Genomic DNA, 25,366 nt, shown 5'->3' with positions numbered 1-25,366 from the left:
GGTCACGTCGGCGCTATGAGGCGGCTCGATTGAGGATGTCGGTGTAGAGCAGACGCCCGCCGAGTAGCCGGAGGGCAGCGAGACGGGACTTGGCGCGGCCGATGTCGGTGGTTCGGGAACCATGTTCGTAGTAGAAGACGTCCCACCAGCCGTCTGCTGCCTGAATCAGGCACCAAGCCTGTTCGCGCAGTTCACCGTCGGAGATCAAGGAGGCCGGCGCGTGGACGTGGGAGAACAATGACAGCTGAGTGATCGGGTTCTGGGAGAAGATGTCGTCGCCTCCGCTCACAGTGCCATCTCCTCGACGAATCCCGCACCGACCAGGTCGACGACCGGTATCAGGGTGAAGTATTGATGACCGCCGCCAGTCTGGCCGAACCACGGTGCGACCGGACCGGACCACACCGGTGTCGGGGTAAGGACTCGCCATCGGCGGTAGCCGGATTCGGCGTAGTCGATCGGCAGTGAACGCGCGCCGAAGGGCGTTCCCATGTCGTAGAGCAAGCGGGTGAAGGTGGTGCCGAACGAGTCCATTATCCGACCAGGCTCGAGCTGGATCGGCGTGCGGCCGGTCGGGGTCGCGAAGCCGTCCGGGTGCAGCACCGGGTCGGGCCAGCGGAGAAGGCGTCTGCCCGCGGACGCGCCGAGATCCTCCGGTACTACGAATTCTCGCGCCCATCGGGCTTCGCGAACTCCGCCGAACAGATCGGCGCCGTCGAGCAACGACTGGACCGCGGGACTGGTGATCGGTGCCCCGCCCACGGAGCCGGCCGTACCGGTGCCCGGTTTCAGCGGTTGGGAGCCGTCGAGACCACCGCCGATCAAGCCGAGAAACCCATAGCAGGCAGCAGATTCGTTGTCGTAGACGCAGAGGTCATGCTTGCCGCCGCGTTCGTACCAGAATGCCTCGACCGTGCAGTCTTCCGCCGGCACCAGGCAGAAATGATCGTCGCGACGCCTGCCGACCGACGCGATCGACTCGGGAACACCCAATCCTGTACTTCTATGCGGTACTCCTCGACGAAATAGCCCCAATAGGTGGGCCATACCCAGGTTCCGTCACTGGATATCCCGGTAGGTACGCCATGATCGCGCGACGGATCGAGCGGATCCGCCATCGACTGCGTGGTGATCAATGACTGGCACTCCAACAGGTACTGCGACAGTGGTTCGCGAAGATCATTCGCGAGTTTGCCGACTCGTTCGGCCAGCCCGACCTGCTCCCATCGACCTGTTCCCTCGCGGCGATCCTCGACGGTCAGCTATCCCGATAGATCATCAAATGTGCAGCGCTGGCGGGTCGGCTTTCAGTGAGCTCATCGGAGGTATCCGCGGTTGCGGAAGTATTCGCCTTCTTCGTCGTCGGTGTCATCGAAGAGGCTGTGCGGTGAGTCGGTGACCGGTTCGGGGGCCGGTGGCGGTGGCGGCGTCAGCTGGGCGATGAGGTCTTTCATGCTGGGGGCGCCCGGGATCAGGTCGGGGAGGTCCGGCATGTTCGCGCTCAGATCCGACAACGGGGCGAGGGCTTGCTCTTGGATCTGGGCGGCTTGCGCGGCTACCTGAGCGATCGCCTCGGTCACCGATCGGCCGAGCGACTCCGGGGTCGACCGTTTGAAGGCGTCCGGCTCGATATGGACCTCGGAGATTCCCGCGATGGTGCCGCAGGCGCGGACCAACCTGTCCGCCGACCAGGCGGTCACGAGCTGGGTGGCCTGGGACCGGGCGTCGAGCAGAGCCGCCTTCTCAGCGGAGAAGGTATCCAGCATCGAATCGATCTGCGCGCGCAGAGCGTTGTTCGATGCCTGTGTCGGCGCCGACCAATCGTCGTTCATGAGACCCTCGATCTGTCAGGAAGCACGTCGTAGGTTTGGACGCGCGGCAGACGCCGGAGGTTGCATGATGTGACGTAGATCTCACCATTCGGCGGTGAGATCAGCCGGCCGGGGAGCCCACGATGATGCTGCCGACGTTGCACTCCTCGAGTTCGTCGAGGCCGGTGGCCGCGGCGAAAGCGGAGGTGTCGCTGAAGCCCTGGGCTACGACGCCGAGGCGCATGGCGGTGGCGGCGAGGTAGACGGTCTGCATGAGGACGCCGACGTGCTTGAGGATGTTGGCGTAGGCGACCTGTTCGTAGCTCCACATCACGCGGCCCGCGCGGGCCGAAACCAGCAGCAGGACTTGGGGTTGCGCGCCGCCCGCCAGGGTCGCCGAGGTGGATTTGAGCAGCTTCTGGACGGCGGGGGAGTCGACGGCGGCGACCGGACGAAGGGCGTGGTCGGCCGAGTCGTAGTGGTACATGCCGTTTTCCAGGCCCGCGACGTTGCGCACCACGGGGTAGATCTCGAGTTCGTAGGCCTCACCGCCGGAGGGGTAGGGGCGGGAGCCGTCCTCGCGGGTGCGGGCGGTGCGGAACAGCAACTCGCCCAACTGAACCGAGGTGATGGGGGCGGCGTCGTCGAAGGCGCGAGTGGAGACGCGATCTTCGATGGTGGCGGCCAGGCTCGGATCGGACACGCGCAGCGACACCAGATCCGGCGTCGCCAGCGCCACCGGCTCGCCGTCGAACGACGCACGGCGCAGGGGCAATTCGGGGAACTGGCCGTCGGCCCAGCGGGTGGGTCCGAAGTCGTCCCAGGTCACGGTGCGCGCGCCGAGGGTGCTGCGGCGGTGGAACCACAGGTCGGGGGTGTTCCACGAGCGGGTGGTGAACTCGCGCTCCTCCTCGTCGCCGTCGACCAGGAATCCGCACCACTGCAGGTCGGCCATGAACTGGGACTTCACGGCGGCGGGCACCGGTGAATCGGCGGCGAGGGGGCCGTCGAGCAGGGCGAGCAGGCGCGGGTCGTGGATGCGCAGGTCGCACCAGGACCGGGGATGTTCGAGCACGAAGCCTTGGCTGTCACGGTGCAGGACAGCGAATTTCGACAGGGTCGCCGACCAGGCGGGCAGCGCCACCGTGGGGCGAGGGGCGGGGTCGGCGAAGGGGCGGATGCTGTAGAGGTCGCGGCCGCCGTCGCGGACCGACACCGAGAGCCACCCACCGTCGGTGAGCTTGCGCATCAGGGCGGTGATGTCGTCGCCCGCCGCCGCGGTGGCCATCTCCGCCGCGGTCGCCGGACCCTGGTTCAGGGTTTTCAGTGCTTGCAGCGCCCCCGCGCCCAGCCCGGTCAGCTTCTCGTTGCGCGGCGGATTGAGCAGCACCGCGCCGGCGGGAGTCGTCAGGCAGGTGACGCCCGCGCGCAAGGCGAAGCGGGTCTGGGCGGGGTAAGCGGAGGCGAGCACGGTGAGATCCTCAGGGTTGAACCGGTCTGGGGCAGAGCCTATTTCGCGGCAGCGGCGAACGCGGGCGCGAGCTTGTCCAGCATGAACGGCACCGACAGTGCGCTGGGCTGGTTGATCGCGCTGATCTCCTGCGTGGTCAGGAACACGACCGAACCCTTGCGCACCGACGGCAGATCGGCGTAACCGGGCAGCTGCCGGTACTTCTCGTCGAGGCCGGGGGCGTAACCGGCGAGCAGCAGGTCGGCGCTGAGCTCGTCGATCTTCTCCGGCGACAGCGCCAGTCGGCCCTGGTTGGCGGGCAGCGCGGTGAGATTGGCCGGGATGCCCATACCGAGGGCGGTGAACACCTTGGCCGAGCCGTCGTTGGGGTCGGTGAGCACCATCAGCTGCGAGGGGCTCGCGAGCCAGGTGCTGGCGAAGGTCTTGCCCTTCAGTCCGGGGTTGGCCGCGGTGATGGCGGCGACCTTGTCGTCGACCTTCTTGATCACCGCGCTCGCGTCGGATTCCTTGTGCAGCACCTTGCCCAGCGCGGTGACCTGGTCCTGCCACGGCGTGACAGCGTCCTTGGTCAGCGCGGGCAGGGTCGGGGCGACCTTGGACAGGTCGTCGTAGGTCTTCTGATCGGCGATGAACGGGTCGGCCAGGATCAGGTCCGGCTCGAGCGCCGCGACCTGCTCGGCGATATTGCCGGTGGTCTTGAGGGCGGTGGCCGACTTCAGCGAATCCGGCGTCCACGGCGGGGTGCTCTTGGATACCGCGGAGACATTGTCGATGTAGCCGACGGGGACCACGCCGAGCGCCAGCGAGCTGTCGAGCCACTGGTTGCCGAGGGCGACGATCTTCTTCGGGGTACCGGGGACGGTGGTCTCGCCGCGGGCGTGGGTGATGGTCACCGCTTCGCCGCCGGTCGACGTTTCGTCGGATGAGCTACATGCCGTGACGCCACCTAAAGCGAGGGCGCCGGCAAGCACGGCTACCGCTGTGCGGCGCCACCCGCGTGAAGTCCGAGTGGTCATCGTTGTGTCCCTTTCTATCTCGAGGAATTTTCCTCGAGCGGCCCCGAATGGCCTGTTCCAGCATAAGTCAGCCAAGGCTAACCTACGTCGTTTTGTGGTGGTCAATCGATGGGCCGAGCCACGGCCCGGCGCAGACCCGTTCGGCGGGTTAGACTGCGCCGAATTTCGGCCGTCATGGGATGGGATGCGTGCGTGGAGACGTCTAGAGACTGGAGCGTCGAGTGGTTCGAGAGTGCGAAATGGCTCGGGATCGCCTTCCTCATCACCGTGGTGGCCTTCGTGGTCGTCGCCGCCTTGTTGCTCAGACTGACGAAGTGGGGTCGCCAGTTCTGGTCTGTCAGCGGTGATTACTTCCGCGGTGCCGGCGCCTGGAGGACCTGGCTGTTCGTCGCTTTCCTGCTGATCATGGCCCTGGTGAGCGTCCGGTTGAGTGTGCTGCTCAGCTATTGGGGCAACGATATGTTCGCCTCGTTCCAGCTCGCCGCGTCCGCCTTGAAAGCCAAGGACGACGCGGCACTCTCGGAGGCCAAGACCGGGTTCTGGGACTCGGCGAAGCTGTTCACCCTGTTGATCACCATCTGGACGGTCAAGGAATTGGTGTACCTGTACGCCAAACTCGCCTTCGACATCCGCTGGCGGGTGTGGCTGACCGACCGTGTCACCACGGACTGGATGGCGGGCAGTGCGTTCTACCGCGCTCGGTTCATCGACAACGAGATCGACAACCCCGACCAGCGAATCCAGGCCGACACCGTCACGTTCACGGAGCAATCCCGCACGCTGGCGCTCGGCGCGGTGACGGCCATTGTCTCTGTCGTGTCCTTCACCAAGGTGTTGTGGGATCTGTCGGGGCCGATGACCGTTCTCGGTGTCACCATTCCCCGGGCCGCGTTGGTCATCGTGATGGCCTATGTCCTGATCTCGACCGTGATCGCCTTCTGGATCGGTCGCCCGCTGATCCGGATCAACTTCCTGCGGGAGCGGACCACCGCCGATTTCCGTTACGCGCTCGTGCGGGTGCGTGACGCGGCGGAGAGCATTGCGTTCTACCGGGGTGAGGGCGTCGAGAAGACCAGCCTGCTCGCCCGGTTCGCCGAGGTGATCCGGGTCCAGTGGGCCTACGTCTACCGGATGCTCAAGTTCGTTGGCTGGAACTTCGTCGTCTCCCAGTCCGCCTACCTGTTCCCCTACCTCATCCAGGCGCCGCGCTTCTTCAGCGGTGCGATCAGCCTGGGCGGCATGAACCAGACGGCTACGGCATTCAGAGAAATCCAGGACTCGCTGTCGTTCTTCCGTGATTCCTACGACGACTTCGCCGAATATCGAGCCTCGCTCATCCGTCTCGACGGGCTGCTGACCGCAACCGACGAATCCCGTGACCTCCCCAAGCTCGCCGCCGTCGACCTGGACGACGCCCTGCGCTTGGACAAGGTCGGTGTCCGCAAGCCCGACGGTCAAGTGCTCATCGACGATCTGAACCTGCGGCTCGTCCCCAGCGACGCGCTGGTCGTGAAGGGTGTCTCGGGCAGCGGCAAGACCACGTTGCTGCGCGCGCTCGCGCAGATGTGGCCGTACAGCGACGGTGAGGTCGGCCGCCCCGCGGGCACGGAGACGCTGTTCCTGTCGCAGCTGCCCTATCTCCCGCTCGGCGACCTGCGGACCGCGATCGAATACCCGGCAAAGGCGGAGGACGTCACCGACGAGACCCTGCGTGAAGTCCTCGCCAAGGTCCATCTCGGCCACCTCGCCGACCGCCTCGACGAGGAGGCCGACTGGGCGAAGATCCTGTCCCCCGGCGAGCAGCAGCGCCTGGCCTTCGCCCGCATCCTGCTGATCCGGCCCAAGGTGGTCTTCCTCGACGAGGCCACCTCCGCCGTCGACGAGGGCCTGGAGTACTCGCTCTACAGCCTCATCCGTACCGAGGTCCCCGATACCATCGTGGTCTCGGTCGCCCACCGCAGCACCGTCGACCAGCACCACACCCAGATCCTCACCCTCGAGGGCAACGGACCGTGGGAACTCGCACCGGTGGCGGGCTGACCCGGCCCCCGATTCGGTTCGCGCTGGGGGTTCACCTACACTAGAACGGTTGCCTGCGGGAGCTATGCCCCCGCAATCCGGCAGTGAACCCCCAGTGGAAGGTATTTCCGCTGGCAGGCGCGCGTCCGGAGGGTGACTGACCATGTGCGTCGGGTCGGCAATCCGGCGTACGTATACATCCAGGTCCAGGAGGTGCTGAAGTGATTCAGCAGGAGTCGCGACTGCGCGTCGCCGACAACACCGGGGCGAAGGAAATCCTTTGCATCCGCGTGCTCGGTGGCTCGTCGCGTCGCTATGCCGGTATCGGTGACATCATCGTCGCCACCGTGAAGGACGCCATCCCCGGCGCCAACGTGAAGAAGGGCGACGTCGTCAAGGCTGTCGTCGTTCGCACGACCAAGGAGCGTCGTCGTCCGGACGGTTCCTACATCAAGTTCGACGAGAACGCCGCCGTGCTGATCAAGCCGGACAACGACCCTCGTGGCACCCGCATCTTCGGCCCGGTCGGCCGTGAGCTGCGTGACAAGCGCTTCATGAAGATCGTTTCGCTGGCCCCGGAGGTGCTCTGACCATGAAGGTGCACAAGGGTGACACCGTGCTCGTCATTTCGGGCAAGGACAAGGGCGCCAAGGGCAAGGTCATCCAGGCCTTCCCGGCGACCGGCAAGGTTCTCGTCGAAGGCGTGAACCGCATCAAGAAGCACGTCGCGGATTCCGCGAACCAGCGTGGCGCGTCCTCGGGTGGCATCGTCACCCAGGAAGCCCCCATCCAGGTTTCCAACGTGATGGTCGTCGACTCCGACGGTAACCCGACTCGCGTCGGCTACCGCACCGACGAAGAGTCCGGCAAGCGCGTCCGGATCTCCCGTAAAAACGGGAAGGACATCTGACATGACTACCTCTGAGCAGACTCAGCCCCGGCTGAAGGCGCGCTACCGCGCCGAGATCAAGGACGCGCTGAACGGCGAGTTCGATTACGCCAACGTGATGCAGATCCCCGGCGTCGTCAAGGTCGTCGTGAACATGGGTGTCGGCGACGCCGCCCGTGACGCGAAGCTGATCAACGGTGCCGTCAAGGACCTCGAGCTGATCACCGGCCAGAAGCCCGAAATCCGTAAGGCCACCAAGTCGATCGCGCAGTTCAAGCTGCGTGAGGGCATGCCGATCGGCGCGAAGGTCACCCTTCGTGGCGACCGTATGTGGGAGTTCCTGGACCGTCTCGTGTCCATCGCGCTGCCCCGTATCCGCGACTTCCGCGGCCTGTCGCCGAAGCAGTTCGACGGCAACGGCAACTACACGTTCGGCCTCAGCGAGCAGTCGATGTTCCACGAGATCGACGTGGATTCCATCGACCGCCCGCGCGGTATGGACATCACCGTGGTCACCACCGCGACCAACAACGAAGAAGGCCGCGCGCTGCTGAAGCACCTCGGCTTCCCGTTCAAGGAGAACTGAGCACATGGCTAAGAAAGCACTGCGCATCAAGGCGGAGGCCAAGCCCAAGTTCGCCGTCCGCGCCTACACCCGCTGCCAGCGTTGCGGTCGCCCGCACGCGGTCTACCGCAAGTTCGGCCTGTGCCGCATCTGCGTCCGCGAAATGGCGCACCGCGGTGAGCTCCCGGGCGTGCACAAGAGCTCCTGGTGAGCCCGCGCTCCTCGTGAGCGCACCCGCCTAGGCGAATAACGAAGCAAGGCACGGACTCTCGGTCGAGAGTCCGTGCCTTGCCGCGTTATGGTGATCTCAGTCGATGCGTTGAAGGGGCTGCCCGGTCAGACGGCCTATAGTCTCAAAATCCGAATCCGCGTGCAGCACAGTCAATTTGTGGTGTGCGGCGGTCACCGCGACGAGCAGATCGACCGGGCTCGCGCACTGATGCCAGCCTTTCTCGGCGAGGCGATCCTGCAGCTGCGCGGCATCCTCCCAGCAGGAATCGGGCATCGAGAAGTAGGGAAAGATCTCGTGCAGCAGACTGGCGGCCTCGTAGTAAGCGGGACGCCCGCCAGCGGCGCGTAGGTACTCCTGGCGAACAGGTTCGCAGATCCCGAGGAGGCCGGAACTGGCCAGCTGATCCCATTGCGCACCAGTCTGGCCTCGAAAAAATCGCACCAGGGCGCTGGTGTCGGCGAGGAACCGTTCGGTCACGCCGCCGACTCATTGCCTTGGCGTGCAAGCTCGGTTTCGGGGAGATCGATCTCGCCAGTGGCTACCATCGCCCGCATCCGGGCGATCGCCTCGGCTCGGCGCCGACGATCGATGATCTCGCGCAACGCTGCGTTGACGGTGTCCTTCTTGGTTGTTGTCCCCAGGTATCGAGCCGCCTCGGCTAGCGCGGCGTCATCGAGGTCGACCACTGTCCGTGCCATCTGAGCCTCCGTTTGATATCTGTTTTGAAAATAGTATATCCAACCTGGCTCGGTCGACCCGAAGGAACGGATCTGGGCGCGGGGTTGGTCAGTGTTCGTGGTGGCGAGTCCATTCGGTCCAGGCCTCGTCGAGTAGTGGTGCGACGGCTTCGTAGGTTTCCCAGGTGTCGGGTGCGTGATAGATGGTCTCGTGGCGGGCTATTTCGGGGACGTATTCGTAGGCGCCCAGGTAGGCGCGGTAGGCGGCGTCGGCGAAAGCTCGGCCGCGGGGGTTGAGGTCGCCGAGGTTGAGTTCGCCGCAGCAGTGGTCGAGCAGATAGCGGCCGGGTGTTGTGGTGCGGTTGAACAGGGCCACCAGCTCCGGTCGTGGTTGTTGCTCCGGTTCGCCCCAGACGGGCACGGTCGGCGAGTGCAGGTCATTGGCGACTGCCCACGCGTAGAAGATTCCGATGTGCGTGGCGCCCGCGTCGGTGTCGAGACCCAGTTCCGATGTCGAGTCCGAATGCCATCCGCGATCGTCGTAGGTCACGTGCCGCCCCCCTCGTGATGTGTGTCCTGAAAGGCTAGCTGCTGCGGAGTTGTTCATGCCCGCGCGCATTTCCGGGGGACTGTGGGATATCACGGACTTTGGATGAAATGTGTGCATTTCACTCCGTTGGTGAGGGTGGGTGTGTTCTCTTGGCGCATGAAGAAGTTCGCCACAGTCGCTGTTCTTTCCGTCGCGCTCCTCGGGGCGCCTGCTGTCGCCTCCGCCGCCCCCAGCGGCGGTTCCGGGTCCGGGGGTGGATCGGGGTCGTCGGAGACGCAGTTGATCTGCTCGCCGATCGCGCAGTTGTTGTTCTCCACGGGCAGTGTGGAGAAGCCGCCGCTCTATGACCTGCTCTGCCTGTTCAGCTGAACGGTGAGCGGTCGATTCCGCAACTGATGCCCGCGGGCGGCAGCTGGGCGGTGAACAGGTAGTCGCGTTTGAGGTGTTCGGCGCAGGTGCTCTGGACGTACATGGAGCTGTGGCCCGCGCCTTCGATGACGACTACCTGGGCCCGGTTCAGCTGGGCCGCACCGGCTTTGGCGCCCCGGAGCGGGGTGGCCGGATCGTATCGGCTGTTGAGGACGAGGATCGGGGCGGCGGTTTCGCGGTTCCACGGGCCGGTGTAGCGGTCCCGGTCCTCAGCCTGCCAGAAGGCGCAGGGGGTGGCGTTGAAGACGGCGATCCGGCCGAAGTAGCGGGACTGGAGGTCTTCGGCGGCGGCTGCCCTGGTGTAGGCGGCGGGGTCGGTGGGGACGGTGCTGTCGGAGCACTGGATGGTGTAGAAGGCCTCGACGCGATTGGCGGGGTGGTTCTCCTCGAAGAGAGCGTCGGGGACTCTGGCAGGCAGGACGGTTGCCGCGTCGAAGAGGTTTTGGAGCAGGATCGCCAGGTCGGGGTAGGTATCGGGACGGGAGAGGCTACCCGCGGCGCTCACTATCTGGCCGAATGTCCACGGCGTGCCCGCGACCGTGATCGGCGCGAGGCGGGCTCGTTCGGCCAGCGCGATCCACTTGAGTTTCGGGTCGCCCTCGGCGAAGGCGCAGCGTGGGCCCGCGGCGGCGCAGTCACGGAGGAAGGTGTCGAAGGTTTCGGCGATGCCGGCGGCGACGCCCTGGCGGGTGTCGAGCGGCAGATTCACGCCGTCGGCACCGTGACCGTTCATATTGCCCTCGAAGTCGAGGGAACCGTCGAAGGCCATCGCGCGGACCCGGCCGGGGAACATATTGGCGTAGACCGCGCCGACCTGGGTGCCATAGGAGATGCCGTGGTAGGTGAGGGTCTCATCGCCGACGGCGCGTCGCAGCAGGTCCAGATCGCGGGCGGTGTTCGCGGTGGAGGCGTGGCGCAGGATCGGGCCCGCGTTCGCGGCGCACCGGGCGGCGATATCGGCCGAGGCGGCGAAGAACGCGGGCTCGGAGCCCGGCTCGGTCGGCGTGCCGGGGAACGAACCGAGGTACGCGGCCTGCTCGTCGGCGCTGGGGAAACACCGCGTGCCCGCGCTGCGCGAGACCGAACGCGGATCCCAGGAGACCAGGTCGAAGCGGGCGCGCAGCTCGTCGGAGAACAGCCACGGCCAGCGGGCCCGCTCGCGCAGGCGATCCACACCGGAGGGGCCGGGGCCGCCGAAATTGACGAACAATGTGCCGATGCGGCGGGTGGGATCGGCGGCGGGCAACTTGATGACCGCCAGGTCGATCCGGTCGGCCCGCGGGCTGTTGTAGTCCATCGGCACCTGGGCTGTCGCGCACTCGAACCCGTCCGAGCAGGCTTCCCAGCCCAGCGTCGGGGTATCGGCCGCGTCGGCGAGCTGGTCGACGTAGGGTTCGGCCGATGCGCGCGCGGGCGTGACGAGCGCGCCGATCCCGAGCAGTACGGCGAGCAGATATGCCGAGCCCCGGCGGCGCGCACAGTGGGAAGACAAAGGCCGAGCCTCCTGCGCAGATCCGACGAACCTCGCGAAGCTATCACACTCGCCAGAGGCGACTACCGAAACGCAAAGTGGTTGGTATCGAACACAATTCGAGGAGCGGTACAGCTCGTGTGGCGGCATCGTCGCGGGTCGCCGGTTTCCTCGCGCGGCAGCGGATGTGGTATCCGCTGAATTCCTCGGTTACCGCGGCATTACCGCCGCCTCATAAACCTGTGTCTTTCCCGAGAATGTGATCTCCGTACTGGTCGGCTTTTTATTTCGTCGCTACTGTCGGGGTCACTGCGTGACAATGCGGCATGCAGATGGGCGTCAGCGTCGATCCCTTGCCGAGGGTAAAGCAGAGGATGTGAGATCGTGACCCTGACCACAGAAAACAAGCAGCGTGACGCGGCCCACCGGGTGGCTCTGCGGGGCATTCCCGCCGGTGCGATGCCGATGGTCGCCTTTCTTTCTATTCTGGCCGGATTTATCGGAGCGGCGGCTTATACACATTCGGCCGGATATTTCGTGACATTTATGACCGGTAATACCGAGCGTGCTGTTCTCGGCTGGTTCGACAATGATCAGCTGCTGGCCACGGGGGCGATCACGCTGCTCTTCTCGTTCGGGCTCGGCGTGTTCGTGGCCTCGCTGCTGCGGCGGCGGGTGTGGCGCCGTGGTCACTACGGCGCGTCCGTGGTGACCACCGTGGCGCTCGTCGTGGCCGCGCTCGTCGACTACGCGCTCGACCGCACCGGCGGGCAGGAGGTGGGGTTCATCCCGATCGCGTTCGTCGCCTTCGCGGTGGGCGCGCTGAACACCGCGTTCGTCAAGAACGACGAGACCACTGTTCCGCTCAGCTATGCCACCGGAACGGTGGTGAAGCTGAGCCAGGGCATCGAAAGCCATGTCAGCGGGGGTAGTGCGCGCGATTGGCTCGGTTACGGCACGCAGTACGCGGCCTTCGCCTTCGGCGCCCTGCTCGGCGGTCTGATGAGCATGGTGGTGGGCGGTGAGATGATGCTGATCGTCGCCGCCGTCGTCTCCGGCTCCGCGATCCTGATCACCTACAAGACGGGCGCGAGGGCGGGCCACACCGCCGCGTGACGGAGATCGCCCTGGTCTGTCGGCACCCTGGTTTGGTCCTGACCACGGGCATTGCCTACACTAGAGCGGTTGCCTGGGCAGATCTGTGTCCGCTGCGCGCTTGCGCGCGAGTGGGACCGTGCCAGGTGCCGAGAGCTCGTAAGAGAACTCATCCGGTCGGTAAGTGCCGACCGGACCAGCCGAATTGTTGTAGGCCCACGATCGACCGCGTGAGAGTGCGGGAGATGTTGCATGGGAACCGCAGCGAGAAAGGTGTCGAGGTCTAACCATGACCATGACTGATCCGATCGCAGACTTCTTGACACGTCTGCGCAACGCCAACTCGGCGTACCACGATCAGGTGAAGGCGCCCCACTCGAAGATCAAGGTGAACATCGCCGAGATCCTCAAGCGTGAGGGCTACATCGCCGATTACCGCACCGAAGACGCGACCGTTGGCAAGGCCATCGTCGTCGATCTGAAGTACGGCCCCAGCCGTGAGCGCAGCCTGCAGGGCCTGCGTCGCGTCTCGAAGCCGGGTCTGCGTGTGTACGCGAAGTCCACCAACCTGCCCAAGGTCCTCGGCGGCCTCGGCGTGGCGATCATTTCCACGTCGACCGGTCTGCTCACCGACCGTCAGGCGGCCAAGCAGGGCGTCGGGGGCGAAGTCCTCGCCTACGTCTGGTAAGGGAGGTCAGGACAAATGTCGCGTATTGGTAAGAAGCCCATCGAGATTCCGGCCGGCGTCGACGTCAACATCGACGGCCAGGTTGTCACGGTCAAGGGGCCGAAGGGCACCCTCTCGCACACCGTGGCCGAGCCCATCACCGTCACCAAGGGTGAAGGTAATGAGCTCGAGGTCGCTCGTCCCAACGACGAGCGCGCGAACCGTTCGCTGCACGGCCTTTCCCGCACCCTGATCGCCAACATGGTCGAGGGTGTCACCAAGGGCTACGAGAAGAAGATGGAAATCTTCGGCGTCGGTTACCGCGTTCAGGCCAAGGGTTCGAACCTCGAGTTCGCCCTCGGTTACAGCCACCCGGTGCCGATCGAGGCCCCGGCAGGCATCACCTTCGCGGTGGAATCGCCCACCAAGTTCTCGGTGTCCGGAATCGACAAGCAGGCGGTCGGTCAGATCTCCGCTGTCATCCACGGACTGCGTAAGCCCGACCCGTACAAGGGCAAGGGCATCCGCTACGCCGGCGAGGTCGTTCGCCGCAAGGTCGGAAAGACGGGTAAGTGATCATGGCGCAAACTGCTAACCAGAAGGCGAAGCGGATTCCGCTGGGCAAGGACGCTTCCACGAAGCGTCGCCTGTCGAAGACCCGCCGTCACTTCCGTCTTCGTAAGAAGGTCGAAGGCACCACCGAGCGTCCGCGCCTGGTGGTCAACCGCTCCTCGCGGCACCTGCACGCGCAGCTGATCGACGACTCGGTGGGCAAGACCATTGCCGCCGCCTCCTCGATCGAGGCCGACGTGCGCGCCCTCGAGGGCGACAAGTCCGCCAAGGGCGCCAAGGTCGGTCAGCTGATCGCCGAGCGTGCCAAGGCTGCCGGTATCGAGGCGGTCGTGTTCGACCGTGGTGGTCACGACTACCACGGCCGTATCGCGGCGCTGGCCGATGCCGCTCGTGAAGGTGGGCTGAAGTTCTGATGACTGTTATTTCGAACGGAAGGAACGTCTGATGCCGGGACGTCAGCGGCGTGACGGCGGCAACGGACCCGCCGGACAGAACAACAACACCAACAGCAACGCCGGAGGCCCCGAGGGCAACCGTCGTGGCGGTGGCGATCGTCGCGGTGGCGGCGACCGTCGGGACAACGCGGCCGAGAAGAACCAGCTCGAGCGCGTCGTCGCGATCAACCGTGTCTCCAAGGTCGTGAAGGGTGGTCGTCGCTTCAGCTTCACCGCCCTCGTGATCGTCGGTGACGGCAACGGTCTGGTCGGCGTCGGCTACGGCAAGGCCAAGGAAGTTCCCGCGGCCATCCAGAAGGGTGTCGAGGAGGCTCGCAAGAGCTTCTTCCGCGTCCCGATGATCGGCTCGACCATCACCCACCCGGTTCAGGGTGAGGCGGCGGCCGGTGTGGTCATGCTGCGTCCGGCCTCGCCGGGTACCGGTGTGATCGCCGGTGGCGCGTGCCGTGCCGTGCTCGAATGCGCTGGTATCCACGACATCCTGTCGAAGTCGCTCGGTAGCGACAACGCCATCAACGTCGTGCACGCCACTGTCGCGGCGCTCAAGCTGCTGCAGCGCCCCGAAGAGGTGGCCGCTCGTCGCGGTCTGCCGATCGAGGATGTTGCTCCGGCCGGCATGCTCCGCGCTCGCGCGGGACAGGGGGCCTGACATGGCTGAGCTCAAGGTAACCCAGATCAAGAGCACGATCGGTGCCAAGGCGAACCAGCGCGACAGCCTGCGGACCCTCGGCCTGCGGAAGATCCGCCAGTCGGTGGTTCGTGAGGACAACGCTCAGAACCGCGGTCTGATCAACGTCGTGCGCCACCTCGTAACAGTTGAGGAGGTCTAGACATGACCATCAAATTGCACCACCTGCGTCCCGCCCCCGGCTCCAAGACCGAGAAGACCCGTGTGGGTCGCGGTGAGGGTTCCAAGGGTAAGACCGCCGGTCGCGGTACCAAGGGCACCAAGGCGCGCAAGAACGTCCCCGCGGCGTTCGAGGGTGGCCAGATGCCGCTGCACATGCGGCTGCCGAAGCTTCGCGGCTTCACCAACCGCTTCCGGGTCGAGTACCAGGTCGTCAACGTCGGTCGCATCGCCGAGCTGTTCCCGCAGGGCGGCACCATCGGTAAGGCCGAGCTCGTCGAGGCCGGCGCCGTTCGTAAGAACGAGCTGGTCAAGGTACTCGGTGACGGCGAGATCGGTGTCGCCATCCAGGTGACCGCCGACAAGGTGACCGGCTCCGCCAAGGAGAAGATCACCGCGGCCGGTGGCACTGTCACCGAACTGGCCTGACGGTACTGTAGTCAGCAGCTGACACCGGACGAGTCGAGAGCTCGTCCGGTGTCACTGTTAGAGTTCCAAGTGTTGTCTGCCAAGCTCGTCATCGGCTGACGATTCCACATGCTGTCCAGTGGTTCAGTCGCATGGCATGACCATGTCGTTCGCCAGGAGGATTTGTGCTTTCCGCCTTCGTATCGGCCTTCCGGACTCCGGACTTACGGCGGAAGATTCTCTTCACGCTGGGGTTGATCGCGCTGTACCGGTTGGGTGCCGCGCTGCCGTCCCCCGGTGTCGACTACCAAAACGTCCAAGAGTGCGTAAAGGTGGTCTCCGGCGGTGAATCCGCCGGTATCTACCAGCTCATCAACCTTTTCTCCGGTGGCGCGCTATTGCAGCTGTCGGTGTTCGCGATCGGCATCATGCCGTACATCACCGCGAGCATCATCATCCAGCTGCTGACCGTCGTCATCCCGCGGTTCGAGGAACTGCGCAAGGAAGGCCAATCCGGCCAGACCAAGATGACGCAGTACACCAGGTACCTGTCCGTCGCCTTGGCGGTGTTGCAGGCCACCGGTCTCGTCGCGCTCGCCTCGCGCGGTCAGCTACTGCAGGGCTGCAACGAGCCGATCCTCGCCGATACCAGCATCTTCGGCATGATCATCATCGTGCTGGTGATGACCGCGGGCGCCTCGCTGGTCATGTGGTTCGGCGAGCAGATCACCGAGCGCGGTGTCGGCAACGGCATGTCGCTGCTCATCTTCGCCGGTATCGCGGCCCGGCTGCCGCTGGACGGCAAGCGCATCCTCGACTCCGACGGTGGCCTGATCTTCGGCGCGGTGTGTGCCGCTGTCCTGGTGATCCTGGTGGCCGTGATCTTCGTCGAGCAGGGTCAGCGCCGGATCCCGGTGCAGTACGCCAAGCGTGTGGTCGGCCGCAAGATGTACGGCGGTTCATCGACGTACCTGCCGTTGAAGGTCAACCAGGCCGGCGTCATCCCGGTCATCTTCGCGTCGTCACTGCTCTACCTCCCGAACCTGATCGCTCAGTTGACCGGGTCGAGTACGGCCCAGGACCCGAGCTGGTGGCAGGAGATCATCCAGAAATACCTGGTGAATCCGGGCAACCCGGTCTACATCGCGATCTACTTCGGTCTGATCGTGTTCTTCACCTACTTCTACGTCGCGATCACCTTCAACCCGGAGGAACGCGCGGATGAGATGAAGAAATTCGGCGGCTTCATTCCCGGTTACCGTCCGGGCAAGCCGACCGCCGATTATCTCAACTATGTACTGAGCCGCATCACCCTGCCTGGCTCGATCTACCTCGGTTTGGTCGCCGTTCTCCCGAACCTGTTCCTGGACATGGGTGCCAATGGCGGAGCGGCCAACCTGCCGTTCGGCGGTACCGCGGTGCTCATCATGGTCAGCGTGGGTCTCGACACGGTCAAGCAGATCGAGAGCCAGCTGATGAATCGAAATTACGAAGGGTTCCTCAAGTGAGAGTTGTTCTGCTCGGTCCGCCGGGTGCCGGCAAAGGTACTCAGGCCGTCCTGCTGTCAGAGAAGCTGGGCGTTCCGCACATCTCCACCGGAGACCTCTTCCGCGCGAATATCAGCCAGCAGACCGCGCTCGGTCGCGAGGCACAGAAGTACATGGACGCGGGCGACCTGGTCCCCAGCGATGTCACCAATCGCATGGTCGAGGCGCGTGTCGGCGAGCCCGACGCCGCGAACGGTTTCGTGCTCGACGGTTACCCGCGCACGGTCGACCAGGCCGATGCGCTGAAGAAGATCCTCGAGCACAACGGTGCGGTGCTCGACGCCGTCCTGTGCTTCGTGGTCGCCGAGGACACCGTGGTCGAGCGCATGCTCGCCCGTGGGCGTGCCGACGACACCGAGGACGTCATCCGCAACCGGCTGCGGGTCTACCGTGAGGAGACCGAGCCGCTGCTCGAGCACTACGACGGTCTGGTCGTGACCGTCGATGGCATCGGCGAGGTCGATGAGGTCAACGCGCGGGCGCTCGCGGCGCTCGGTCAGTAATCAGCGGATCGGAGTACTGAGGCCGGATGGTCTTCAACCGTAAGAAGAAGGTCGTGCCGTTCCGCTCGGCGGGCGAGCTCGATGCCATGCAGGCAGCGGGCGCGATCGTCGGTGCCACGCTCGTCGCCGTTCGCGCGGCGGCCAAGCCCGGCGTCTCGACGCTGGAACTCGACGAGGTCGCCGAGGCGACGATCCGCGACGCGGGCGCTATCCCGTCGTTCAAGGGTTATCACGGGTTCCCCGGCTCGATCTGTTCTTCGGTCAACGACCGCGTGGTCCACGGGATCCCCTCGGCGAGTGACATTCTCGCCGAGGGCGATCTGGTATCCATCGACTGTGGCGCCATCCTCGATGGCTGGCACGGCGACTCGGCGTGGACGTTCGGCATCGGCACCATCATCGAGGCCGATCAGTTGCTGAGTGAGGCGACCAGGCTGTCGATGGAGACCGGTATCGCGGCGATGCTGCCGGACAATCGGCTGACCGATGTCTCGCATGCCATCGAGCTGGGCACGCGCGCGGCCGAGCAGGCGCACGGTCGTCGGTACGGCATCGTCGACGGTTACGGTGGCCACGCCATCGGCCGCGAGATGCACATGGATCCGTTCCTGCCCAATGAGGGCGCGCCCGGTAAGGGGCCGCGCCTGGTGGTCGGGTCGGTGTTGGCGATCGAGCCGATGCTGACGCTCGGTACCACCGATACCAAGACTCTCGACGACGACTGGACTGTGGTCACCACCGACGGTTCGCGGGCCGCGCACTGGGAGCACAGCGTCGCGGTGACCGAGGACGGGCCGCGCATTCTCACCCTGCGCCCGGAGTAGCCGTAGTCAGCCCTCGAGCAGAACGGTGATCGGGCCGTCATTGGTGAGCTCGATCCGCATATGGGCGCCGAACTTCCCGGTGGCGACGGTGGCGCCCAGTTCACGCAGCGTTTCGGCGAAGGTGTCCACGAGCGGTTCGGCGAGTGCGCCGGGGGCGGCGGCGTTCCAGGACGGACGCCTGCCCTTCGCGGTGTTGGCGTAGAGGGTGAACTGGCTGACCACCAGGATGGGGGCGTTCAGATCGGCGGCGGAGCGTTCGCCGTCGAGGATGCGCAACCGATACGTCTTGTCGGCCAAGGCTTTCGCGATGGCCGCGGTGTCGGTGTGGGTAGCGCCGACCAGGGCGAGTAGGCCGTGGGGGACACCGGTCGCCGCCGGATCGATGCGGCCGACCACCTGATCGTCGACGCTCACCTGGGCGCTGGTCACACGCTGCAGCAGTACTCGCATGGCTGTCGATCATGCCGGGTGGCCGTGCTCGACGGCAATGCGGGGGACCGAATCATCTGTTTTCGGCGCTGTGAAATATTCGGATTGACGATTGTAATTCCTTGTGGTGCAGGAATTCACGTTGTTTATCCAGGTGGGATAGTTTGATTTCCATGACGGAAGATCAAGTGCAGCAACGTAAGAATCTATTCATGGGGGGTATTGCGGCACTGGGGGGCGTCGGGCTGTTCATTGTCTTGTTCTCGGTGTTCGGCGTGGAGCCGAGCGGTCTCACCGGTGCTGTCACCACGGGACTGCTGATCGCCGCAGCCGGCTGTTTCGGTAGCGCGGCCAGGATCAAACGGGACGCGCGACGGGACTCCTGACCGGCAAAGCCGCTGCCTCTCGATGGGGAGGCAGCGGCTTTTCGCTGTGCGGATTCAGCTCTTTCCGAAGAAGAGGATGTTCGGGCCGTAGTCGGTGAGCGGGGCTTTCTCCGCGGACTGGCGGATGCCCGCGCCGGGGAGTTCGGTGACCTTGGCGAACATCTCGGCATTGCCGAAGGCGGCTCTGACCTGGGTTTCTGAGGCGTAGTCGGCCCCATAGTCGGCAAGGGTCGCGAAATCCAGTGGGGCCAGCGGGGTGTCGAGGGGCGCCTGACCCGCGGGCCTGCCGAGTGCGGCGTACTGGGTGGCGACGCCGCTGTCGTAGAGGCACAGTTCGTAGGAGATCTTCTCGATGGTGGCGACGGTAAGGACCGGCCATTTCATCGAAAGAGCAACGGCGAGTGGGTGGTTGCCGAGCGCGCCGATCTCCCAGTTGAGGCTCTTCACCGAGATCCAGCTACCGGAGGACTTCTCGACGAGCACCACATCGGCGCCGAGTTCGGTCTCGAGATTGGTCTTCGGTTCCTTGACGCCCCAGTGCTTGTCGTGCACGCCGGCGAACCGGCCCGCGTCGACAGGTTCCGCGCCGTGCTGGGCGTAGGCGGCGGTGATCGCGGCGCGCACCTGATCGAGCGCGTCCGGCGCCGAGCACCGGACGGCGATGGCGCCGTAGGTCGCCGAGATCTCGACCGGTCGCGACGGCGGCTCCGGCATCGCCCCGGCCGCCAGGGGCTTGAGGCCAACGAGGGCCAGCCGCCAGTTGATCTCGTCGATCGTGGCCAGGTCGCCACCCGACTGGTACAGGATCTGCTGCTGGGTGAGCCGTCCCGCGCGTTCCAGCGTCGGCGCGCCCAGTTTCACGAGCGCCTGGGTGGTCTTGACCGTGAGGTCCAGTTCCTCGACCCGGGTTTCGCGCAGTTTCGCCGTGGCGGCGGTGGTGGTGACCTCGGAATACAACGTGCGGTAGCTGGCGATGGCCTGCTTGCGTGAGCGCCCCACCATGAGGGTTCGCAACAGGGTACTCAGGCTCGCCAGGTACTTGCCCGGTTGTTCGGAAGCGCGCGCGTACATGGCCGCGCGAATGCGCACCGCCGACTCGCTGGCTGCCACCGCCGCGTCGTGATCGAGCCGCATCAACCACACGCCGCACTTGGACAACCCGTCGGCGCACATGGCTGATACATCCGGGTAGTCCTGCGCGACCTGTCGGTATGCCGAACAGGCACTGCGAATGGTGTTGGTCGCCAGCTGTCGATGCCCGACCAGCCGGGTCGCCTGCTCGAACAACCGCAACGCGTCCTGCAACGCACCCGCGTACTCGTAGGAGACGAACCCGCCGACCAGCCAGTGCAGCCGGATCGCCACCGCTTCCTGCGCGGGCTCGAGCGCCTCGGCGGTGCGATCGCGCCCCGACGGGTCGTCGCGGGTGGCGAGCAGGCCCTGGGCGAGCTCGGTGAGGGAACCGGCCAGCCGCAGATAGTCGTCAGCGGTCTGGCTGCGGATATTGGCGCGATTGGCCGCGACGCGACGTTCGAGGTCGCTCAGGTCGGTCATGAGCGGTTCCGTCGCGACGTCAATCCTGGCCTCATCAATCGTTGGAGCACGGTCGGTGACCGGCCGCTGGTGGTTGTTCGAGTTTGTCACAGATCGGCGACGGCTGCCCGATCCTCGGCGGAACTCGGAAGTTCATCTCCACGCGGGTCGGAGTTTTCGTGTGGCTGTGCATATTTCGCATCGCTCACTAGACTGCGAGGCGATCGAGCCGGCTGCGCGAGGGTCGTCGGTGGGGTGCTGCGAGGAGCGGTTGGCGTGGGCGATTCTCCCTTCGAGGGGCTGGCGGGCAAGGCGAAGATCAAGGTCGAAACGGGCGCCGCGCTCGATGCCGCCAAGGCGTGCAGCACGGCCATCGAAATCATCAAGGGCTGTCGCGACCTGATCGAGAGCAGGCAGCTCAATGTCTTCACGATGTCGAAGCTCGGCGGGGCCGAGGTCTACGCCCCGGAACGCTTGCAGCCGCGATTCGTCACCGAGGCCACCGAGTGCAAGGACACTCTCGGCAAGTTCGTCGACTCGCTGGAGGACATGGTCGACATGTTCAAGGACGCGGGTGAGAAATACACCGGTACCGACGAACTCTCGGCCTCGGAACTGGCGACCTTGAAACAGAAGAAAACCGACCTCGGCGGTGTGTCGTCGAATCCCGGTCGAAAGGATTTGTCGGGCGCGGTGAAGAACGCGGGTACCTACAATCCCGCCAACCAGGACATCGAAATGCGCGACGGCAAGATCATCGTCCAGCACAACGACGATATCGACAAAGCCAGCGTGCCCAAGGACGTGACGGCCAAGCCCGAACCGGTCGAGGGCGAGATCCCGTACCGGGAACCGTCCAGCATGGGCTGGCGTGATCTCTACGACCTCGGCTACCGCATCGGTTGGACCGAGATCACCGAGGACGCGCCGATCTGGGGTCTGATGGCCAGCCAGCTCGAGGGCGCCGCCTACGACCTGAGTCAGGCGATGCAGACGATCACCTCCACCAAATGGGAGAGCCAGGGCGGTGACAGCGCGCTGACCGCGGTGCAGGGGTTCTCCCAGTCGGTTTCCGGGCTCGCCGGGTCGTTCAAATTGATGAAGGCGAACCTGCAGTACACCGCGGACTGGTTGTACGCCACCAACTCCTGCATGCCGGTCTCGCCCGATGAGGGCTGCGGTGACGATGTGGGTGAGGTCCAGGAGCTCTATCGCAAGCACTACATCGACGGTCTCAAGCAGACCCAGAAGATGTTCCCGGCCGAGGTCTTGCCCGCGGCGCCGAAGGGGACGATCGGGCCGCCGCCGAAAACGGACGACAACGGCGGTCAGAACAACAACGGTGGTCAGAACAACAACGGTGGCGGCCAGCAGTCCGGTGGCGGTCAGCAGTCCGGGGGTGGCCAGCAGTCCGGGGGTGGCCAGCAATCGAGCGCCGGTCAGCAGGCGAGCAGCCAGCAGCAGGGCAGCGGCCAGCCCTCGGCCGAGTTCATGGCGGCACAGCAAGCCTTGGCCAATCAGGGCAAGGGCACCGGTCAGAGCGGCACCGGCGGTTCCTCGGGGACCGGGTCGGGCTCGGGCTCGGGCTCCGGCTCGGGAGGAACCAGCGCGGGCAATATCGCGGGAACACAGAGCTCGACCGGCAGTTCCGGCTCGGATGCCATCTCCTCGCTGATGTCGACCATCTCCGGGGTGATCTCCTCCCTCACCCAGGCGCTGCCGAGCGTGACCCAGGCCCTGCAGCAGATCGCCTCGACCGACCTGTCCGGGGCTGTGCCCGACCTGTCCCAGCTCACCGCACTGCTGGGCCAGTTCCCCGATCTGGCCACCGCGATCTCGGAATCGCCGGAGTTCGCGCAGCTGCTCGAAGCCAACCCCGAGTTGCAATCCATCGCCGAACAGCTCGGTCTCACGGTCGAGGAGCCCGCGGAACCGGTCGTGGTGGCGGGGCTCCCGGTCGAGGAAGCGGTCGATGACGGGGTGGGTTCGGCCTTCCCGCGCGCCTCGCTGCCCAGCCTGCCCGATTTCAGCTCGCTCGGCGATCTCGTGGAACCGGTGATCGCCGCCAGTACCGGGGTGCCGGTGATACCGGTCGGGGTGGGCGCCGATGCCGCCTACAGCACCGAGACCGGCGGCGAGGTCACCGAGGGCTCCAGTGCCGCCCACGCGCGTCCGGCGGCCGACGCATGAGCCGGACCTGGGAATTCACCGATGTCGAGTTCAAGGTGCTGTGGGACCGTCTGGTCGGCGGCCATATGCCGCGCCCGCTGAGCTTCCTGTCCACCACCATGCTGATGTACGACTTCGATCAGGAGAAATACGACACCTGGCAGCGTCTGCAAGCCGAGATCGATCCCGCGTTGCGCACGGCGCTGGATGTGCTCGCGCGTCCCGATGTCTACCTGCGGCTGCGGGCCTGGAACGACCGTGAGCGCGACGACGCGCAGCGGTGGGTCAAAGCGCGCGCCGCGCGGGCGGGCGCCAACGGCTACGTGATCCGCCAGTTGCCCGGTGCCACCCCGGCGCACAGCGGCGGCTTCATCCTGACCGATTGTGGCCCACACGGTCTCACCGAGGCGATCCTCGACATGATGCCGAAGGTCGGGCCTGCCAAGGGCGGGGTGATCCCGCTGGTCGCCGATCGGCAACCCGATCCGGATCCCTACGCGGCACGCGTCTCGATGGTGTTCGACGAGGCCGATACCGGGATCGCGCGCCGCAGCGCGGAATTCTTCGAGATTCCCGCCGACCGCACCGGCACCATCAACATCCTGCAGAACCAGTCCATGTTCGGCTCGCGTGGCATGCATCGCGACATCCTGGTGTGGCGCGATCTTCCCGACAACGGTCGCTATGTCATCGAACTGCCCAGCGAAAACCCCGTCGCCGCACCGATATCGCGGGCCGACCTGGCCGACAAGGTCGACGCGTCCATCGAGCGCATGATGTCGCGCGTGGAATCGCACTGGGAGGCAAACGCTTAGGGAACCCGCCGTTCACGGCGGTGTCATCCCGGGTTCGGGCCGTTGTGCGAGACTGTTGCGCACGCGAATGAGTTGTGGTGTGCTCGAAAGGCATCACTTGTGGAGGGATGAGCGCGATGGCATTCGAATACGACGCCGACGACTTCCGGACCGCGGCCGGAAAGTCGCGCGGTGTCAGCAACCAACTCACCGACATCATCAATACGCTGAACAGTTCATTGACCGGGCGCGGAAACGTCTGGGGCAACGACAAACTCGGCAAGTCCTTCAACAACGGTCCCGGCGGCGACGACGGCTACGACTCCTCGTGGACCAACACCAGCGAGAACGTCAAGACCATGGCCACGTCCATGGGCGACTTCGCCGACGGTCAGACCGAGAGTGCCGATTACATCGACAAGATGGAAAAGGGCAACCGCGACGGCTTGACGTAGTCGGGCGGTCACTCGTCGAGCTCTGGGCCTCGGTGGGAGTCCGGAAGCGGGTCAACTCGCGTCCGGGATGCCGAGGCCGGGCAGGTGCAGGTCGCTGTTCCCGGCACGCTCGACCCAGCCCTTGTAGGACAGCGTCAGCGGGGAGCCGATGCCGAAGCCGTCGCGGAGTCCGGCGACAGTGATCGCGGCGAGCCGCTGGTAGTCGTCGGTGTCGACCGGCCAGGGGAATTCGGTCCACCAGTTGCCCATATGAGCTTCGTCAGGGAGATGCCAGCCCGCTTCGGTGATCGCCCGGATGCCGTGGTCGTCGGGGCGGAATTCGGGCTCGAGCCATTCGTCGCCGGTGAGTTCGGCCGACACCGCCTCGCCGGTCTTGCGGAACTGGGCGAAACGTCGCGCACCCGAAGGCGCCGATTCACCGATCACCAGCACCGTGGTCTCGGGCGCCGCCGCGAGTTCGGTGGCGAGCCCATGGGCGAACTCGGTCCAGTCGGTCACAACAGGCCTTGCTCGTCGAGCGCGATATTGCGATCGTCGGCGGCAAGACGCGCATTGGTGACCAGATACAGCCACACCGAGGCAGCGGAACGTTCGAGCACGAGGGTGGCCTCGGCCCCGGCCCAGCGGTTCTGCGGGGGCGGACCCGCCACGCGTACGGTCGGCTCGCCGAGCTCGGCGGTGATCGCTGCGGTGAAACTGTCGAAAGCTGTTGCGACCTGCGCATTCTCGTCCGCGTCGGCGAAGTCGGTGAGTTGCAACTCGATGCTGGTGACCTGGCCGTTCTTGGCGCGGATCGAGCCGCTGTCCGGGCCGAGCCCGATGTCGATCGTGATCCGCCGTGGTCGGCTGGAGACGGTGCGCCATCCGAACTTCTCGACGACAGCCGGGGCGTCGTCGACCGACCACGACCAGTCGAGGGTGTGCAGGCCGCTCGCTAGCGCGGCTGCCTGTTCGGCGGACATCGCGTGCCAGTTCGTCATTCGGTGCCTTTCCTCTCGGTCAGAAGTACGACAGGAACGCCGCGTCGAAATCGGGGTCCCGGGTGTCGAAGTTCTGGGGAGCGTAGTCGAGGGCACGGACGTGTTCTATGAACTCGGTGGGCAGGACGAGGGCCTGCTCGGCGAGGTACTTCAGCGAGTCCTCGCGCCAGATCCAGACGCCGTCGGAGTACAGGGAGGGGCCGCCCTCGATGTCGGCGTCTCTGATGAACAGGTCGGGGGATTCGCCCATGACGTCGAAGATGGCGCGGACCTCGCGCATGTACTTCAGAATCCGGTCGCGGTCGTCCTCGACGGTACCGGTGGACGCGTCGAATACCGAGGGCAGTTCGTCGTGCCCGCGCTCGTACATCTCGCGGTACATGGCCACCGGCTTCAATTCCATTGTGTGCGTCCCGTTCTCGGTTTGGGTGAAGTCTGTGTACGGCTGCCGTGCGCAGCGGCGCGGGTTGCCGGTCGTGCCTGCTCGTCGGCGGGCCGCCGACCTCGATCCTTCGCCCGCACCGGCTGGTCGTCAAGTCGCCCGCGCGGGGCTCGTTCCGGCCGCTCGGCG

34 protein-coding genes are annotated in these 25,366 nt (G+C 65.6%); 20 read left to right on the top strand and 14 right to left on the bottom strand.

Going from position 1 to position 25,366, the window contains the following annotated elements; translation table 11 throughout:
• Positions 1-13: 13 nt before the first annotated feature.
• The 5 genes from NA12_RS08985 to NA12_RS08965 all read right to left on the bottom strand — a co-directional run bounded on the left by NA12_RS08985 (position 14) and on the right by NA12_RS08965 (position 4,175).
• Positions 14-289, bottom strand: coding sequence for a hypothetical protein (locus NA12_RS08985; protein WP_067448276.1), 276 nt, complete (start codon positions 287-289; stop codon positions 14-16).
• Complete coding sequence (locus NA12_RS08980; RefSeq protein WP_243655043.1) at positions 286-993, bottom strand: TNT domain-containing protein; 708 nt, start codon at positions 991-993, stop codon at positions 286-288. Before NA12_RS08980 ends, NA12_RS08985 begins: the two co-directional genes overlap by 4 nt.
• A 323-nt stretch (positions 994-1,316) precedes the next feature.
• On the bottom strand, positions 1,317-1,832 hold the full coding sequence (locus NA12_RS08975) for a YbaB/EbfC family nucleoid-associated protein (RefSeq protein WP_067448274.1): 516 nt from the start codon (positions 1,830-1,832) through the stop codon (positions 1,317-1,319).
• Between the two features lie 100 nt (positions 1,833-1,932).
• Positions 1,933-3,282 (bottom strand): SagB family peptide dehydrogenase, encoded by a 1,350-nt coding sequence (locus NA12_RS08970; protein ID WP_084472546.1) that lies wholly within the window; start codon positions 3,280-3,282, stop codon positions 1,933-1,935.
• 38 nt (positions 3,283-3,320) lie between these two features.
• Positions 3,321-4,175 (bottom strand): ABC transporter substrate-binding protein, encoded by an 855-nt coding sequence (locus NA12_RS08965; RefSeq protein ID WP_243655044.1) that lies wholly within the window; start codon positions 4,173-4,175, stop codon positions 3,321-3,323.
• Between the two features lie 297 nt (positions 4,176-4,472).
• On the opposite strand from NA12_RS08965, the gene NA12_RS08960 reads away from it, so the two are divergent.
• The 5 genes from NA12_RS08960 (at position 4,473) to NA12_RS08940 (ending at position 7,982) form a co-directional block, all read left to right on the top strand.
• A complete protein-coding gene (locus tag NA12_RS08960; protein ID WP_067448267.1) occupies positions 4,473-6,338 on the top strand; it encodes an ABC transporter ATP-binding protein/permease in 1,866 nt (621 codons plus the stop codon).
• A 200-nt stretch (positions 6,339-6,538) separates the two neighbouring features.
• Positions 6,539-6,907, top strand: a complete 369-nt coding sequence (gene rplN, locus NA12_RS08955) for a 50S ribosomal protein L14 (RefSeq protein WP_056818394.1) — start codon at positions 6,539-6,541, stop codon at positions 6,905-6,907.
• A 2-nt stretch (positions 6,908-6,909) separates the two neighbouring features.
• Positions 6,910-7,227 (top strand): 50S ribosomal protein L24, encoded by a 318-nt coding sequence (rplX, locus tag NA12_RS08950; RefSeq protein ID WP_056818391.1) that lies wholly within the window; start codon positions 6,910-6,912, stop codon positions 7,225-7,227.
• Position 7,228: 1 nt separating this feature from the next.
• Positions 7,229-7,792 (top strand): 50S ribosomal protein L5, encoded by a 564-nt coding sequence (gene rplE / locus NA12_RS08945; RefSeq protein WP_067448265.1) that lies wholly within the window; start codon positions 7,229-7,231, stop codon positions 7,790-7,792.
• Positions 7,793-7,796: 4 nt separating this feature from the next.
• Positions 7,797-7,982: a type Z 30S ribosomal protein S14 gene (locus tag NA12_RS08940; protein WP_056818387.1), complete on the top strand. Its 186-nt coding sequence runs from the start codon at positions 7,797-7,799 to the stop codon at positions 7,980-7,982.
• A 96-nt stretch (positions 7,983-8,078) separates the two neighbouring features.
• Here the strand turns inward: NA12_RS08940 and NA12_RS08935 are convergent, their stop codons facing one another.
• The 3 genes from NA12_RS08935 to NA12_RS08925 all read right to left on the bottom strand — a co-directional run bounded on the left by NA12_RS08935 (position 8,079) and on the right by NA12_RS08925 (position 9,230).
• Positions 8,079-8,480 (bottom strand): PIN domain nuclease, encoded by a 402-nt coding sequence (locus tag NA12_RS08935; protein ID WP_067448263.1) that lies wholly within the window; start codon positions 8,478-8,480, stop codon positions 8,079-8,081.
• Complete coding sequence (locus tag NA12_RS08930) at positions 8,477-8,701, bottom strand: type II toxin-antitoxin system VapB family antitoxin (RefSeq protein WP_067448262.1); 225 nt, start codon at positions 8,699-8,701, stop codon at positions 8,477-8,479. Before NA12_RS08930 ends, NA12_RS08935 begins: the two co-directional genes overlap by 4 nt.
• 88 nt (positions 8,702-8,789) lie before the next feature.
• A complete protein-coding gene (locus NA12_RS08925) occupies positions 8,790-9,230 on the bottom strand; it encodes a DUF7832 domain-containing protein (protein WP_067448260.1) in 441 nt (146 codons plus the stop codon).
• A gap of 156 nt (positions 9,231-9,386) precedes the next feature.
• Here NA12_RS08925 and NA12_RS08920 point away from each other — a divergent pair, with 156 nt between their 5' ends.
• Positions 9,387-9,599 (top strand): hypothetical protein, encoded by a 213-nt coding sequence (locus NA12_RS08920; RefSeq protein WP_067448258.1) that lies wholly within the window; start codon positions 9,387-9,389, stop codon positions 9,597-9,599.
• On the opposite strand, the gene NA12_RS08915 is transcribed toward NA12_RS08920, so the two are convergent.
• A complete protein-coding gene (locus tag NA12_RS08915; RefSeq protein WP_243655045.1) occupies positions 9,592-11,151 on the bottom strand; it encodes an alpha/beta hydrolase in 1,560 nt (519 codons plus the stop codon). The two genes, NA12_RS08920 and NA12_RS08915, sit on opposite strands and share 8 nt — an antisense overlap.
• 363 nt (positions 11,152-11,514) lie before the next feature.
• Here NA12_RS08915 and NA12_RS08910 point away from each other — a divergent pair, with 363 nt between their 5' ends.
• From NA12_RS08910 to map, 10 genes are all read left to right on the top strand, one after another.
• Positions 11,515-12,246, top strand: coding sequence for a YoaK family protein (locus NA12_RS08910; RefSeq protein WP_243655046.1), 732 nt, complete (start codon positions 11,515-11,517; stop codon positions 12,244-12,246).
• Positions 12,247-12,514: 268 nt separating this feature from the next.
• On the top strand, positions 12,515-12,913 hold the full coding sequence (gene rpsH, locus NA12_RS08905) for a 30S ribosomal protein S8 (protein WP_056818383.1): 399 nt from the start codon (positions 12,515-12,517) through the stop codon (positions 12,911-12,913).
• Positions 12,914-12,928: 15 nt separating this feature from the next.
• Positions 12,929-13,468 carry a 50S ribosomal protein L6 gene (rplF, locus tag NA12_RS08900; RefSeq protein WP_067448256.1) on the top strand — a complete coding sequence of 180 codons (540 nt, stop codon included), beginning with the start codon at positions 12,929-12,931 and terminating at the stop codon, positions 13,466-13,468.
• Between the two features lie 2 nt (positions 13,469-13,470).
• Positions 13,471-13,878, top strand: coding sequence for a 50S ribosomal protein L18 (gene rplR / locus NA12_RS08895; RefSeq protein WP_067448254.1), 408 nt, complete (start codon positions 13,471-13,473; stop codon positions 13,876-13,878).
• Positions 13,879-13,909: 31 nt separating this feature from the next.
• Entirely contained in the window at positions 13,910-14,569 is a 660-nt protein-coding gene (gene rpsE / locus NA12_RS08890) for a 30S ribosomal protein S5 (protein ID WP_067448252.1), read from the top strand.
• A 1-nt stretch (position 14,570) separates the two neighbouring features.
• Positions 14,571-14,750, top strand: coding sequence for a 50S ribosomal protein L30 (gene rpmD, locus NA12_RS08885; RefSeq protein ID WP_067448250.1), 180 nt, complete (start codon positions 14,571-14,573; stop codon positions 14,748-14,750).
• Between the two features lie 2 nt (positions 14,751-14,752).
• The gene (rplO, locus tag NA12_RS08880; protein WP_056818375.1) at positions 14,753-15,196 is read left to right on the top strand and encodes a 50S ribosomal protein L15; all 444 of its coding nucleotides are present in this window, start codon (positions 14,753-14,755) and stop codon (positions 15,194-15,196) included.
• Positions 15,197-15,360: 164 nt separating this feature from the next.
• Positions 15,361-16,683: a preprotein translocase subunit SecY gene (gene secY / locus NA12_RS08875; RefSeq protein ID WP_067448248.1), complete on the top strand. Its 1,323-nt coding sequence runs from the start codon at positions 15,361-15,363 to the stop codon at positions 16,681-16,683.
• A complete protein-coding gene (locus NA12_RS08870; RefSeq protein WP_067448246.1) occupies positions 16,680-17,225 on the top strand; it encodes an adenylate kinase in 546 nt (181 codons plus the stop codon). The genes secY and NA12_RS08870 overlap by 4 nt, the downstream gene beginning before the upstream one ends.
• A 26-nt stretch (positions 17,226-17,251) precedes the next feature.
• Positions 17,252-18,049 (top strand): type I methionyl aminopeptidase, encoded by a 798-nt coding sequence (map, locus tag NA12_RS08865; protein WP_067448244.1) that lies wholly within the window; start codon positions 17,252-17,254, stop codon positions 18,047-18,049.
• 6 nt (positions 18,050-18,055) lie between these two features.
• Here map and dtd read toward each other — a convergent pair whose 3' ends face one another.
• Positions 18,056-18,499, bottom strand: a complete 444-nt coding sequence (dtd, locus tag NA12_RS08860; RefSeq protein WP_067448242.1) for a D-aminoacyl-tRNA deacylase — start codon at positions 18,497-18,499, stop codon at positions 18,056-18,058.
• Between the two features lie 152 nt (positions 18,500-18,651).
• Between dtd and NA12_RS08855 the strand changes: the two genes are divergently transcribed.
• Positions 18,652-18,864 carry a hypothetical protein gene (locus NA12_RS08855; protein ID WP_067448240.1) on the top strand — a complete coding sequence of 71 codons (213 nt, stop codon included), beginning with the start codon at positions 18,652-18,654 and terminating at the stop codon, positions 18,862-18,864.
• Positions 18,865-18,918: 54 nt separating this feature from the next.
• Here NA12_RS08855 and NA12_RS08850 read toward each other — a convergent pair whose 3' ends face one another.
• The gene (locus tag NA12_RS08850) at positions 18,919-20,418 is read right to left on the bottom strand and encodes a hypothetical protein (protein ID WP_067448238.1); all 1,500 of its coding nucleotides are present in this window, start codon (positions 20,416-20,418) and stop codon (positions 18,919-18,921) included.
• A gap of 255 nt (positions 20,419-20,673) precedes the next feature.
• Between NA12_RS08850 and NA12_RS08845 the strand changes: the two genes are divergently transcribed.
• The 3 genes from NA12_RS08845 (at position 20,674) to NA12_RS08835 (ending at position 23,815) form a co-directional block, all read left to right on the top strand.
• Positions 20,674-22,587 carry a hypothetical protein gene (locus NA12_RS08845; RefSeq protein WP_067448236.1) on the top strand — a complete coding sequence of 638 codons (1,914 nt, stop codon included), beginning with the start codon at positions 20,674-20,676 and terminating at the stop codon, positions 22,585-22,587.
• On the top strand, positions 22,584-23,381 hold the full coding sequence (locus NA12_RS08840) for an ESX secretion-associated protein EspG (protein ID WP_067448234.1): 798 nt from the start codon (positions 22,584-22,586) through the stop codon (positions 23,379-23,381). The genes NA12_RS08845 and NA12_RS08840 overlap by 4 nt, the downstream gene beginning before the upstream one ends.
• Positions 23,382-23,497: 116 nt before the next feature.
• A complete protein-coding gene (locus NA12_RS08835) occupies positions 23,498-23,815 on the top strand; it encodes a hypothetical protein (RefSeq protein ID WP_132370151.1) in 318 nt (105 codons plus the stop codon).
• 51 nt (positions 23,816-23,866) lie between these two features.
• Here NA12_RS08835 and NA12_RS08830 read toward each other — a convergent pair whose 3' ends face one another.
• From NA12_RS08830 to NA12_RS08820, 3 genes are read right to left on the bottom strand one after another with little or no spacing between them, the layout of a single operon-like run.
• Positions 23,867-24,313: a TY-Chap domain-containing protein gene (locus tag NA12_RS08830; RefSeq protein ID WP_067448230.1), complete on the bottom strand. Its 447-nt coding sequence runs from the start codon at positions 24,311-24,313 to the stop codon at positions 23,867-23,869.
• Positions 24,310-24,795: a DUF6301 family protein gene (locus NA12_RS08825; protein ID WP_067448228.1), complete on the bottom strand. Its 486-nt coding sequence runs from the start codon at positions 24,793-24,795 to the stop codon at positions 24,310-24,312. Before NA12_RS08825 ends, NA12_RS08830 begins: the two co-directional genes overlap by 4 nt.
• 19 nt (positions 24,796-24,814) lie before the next feature.
• Complete coding sequence (locus NA12_RS08820; RefSeq protein WP_067448226.1) at positions 24,815-25,198, bottom strand: hypothetical protein; 384 nt, start codon at positions 25,196-25,198, stop codon at positions 24,815-24,817.
• Positions 25,199-25,366 lie beyond the last annotated feature (168 nt).

Origin of the sequence: Nocardia alba NBRC 108234, assembly GCF_001612665.1 — a bacterium.
GTDB lineage: Bacteria > Actinomycetota > Actinomycetes > Mycobacteriales > Mycobacteriaceae > Nocardia > Nocardia alba.
The sequence above is the reverse complement of the archived record's forward strand: the minus strand, read 5'-3'. Positions and strand labels throughout refer to the sequence as shown.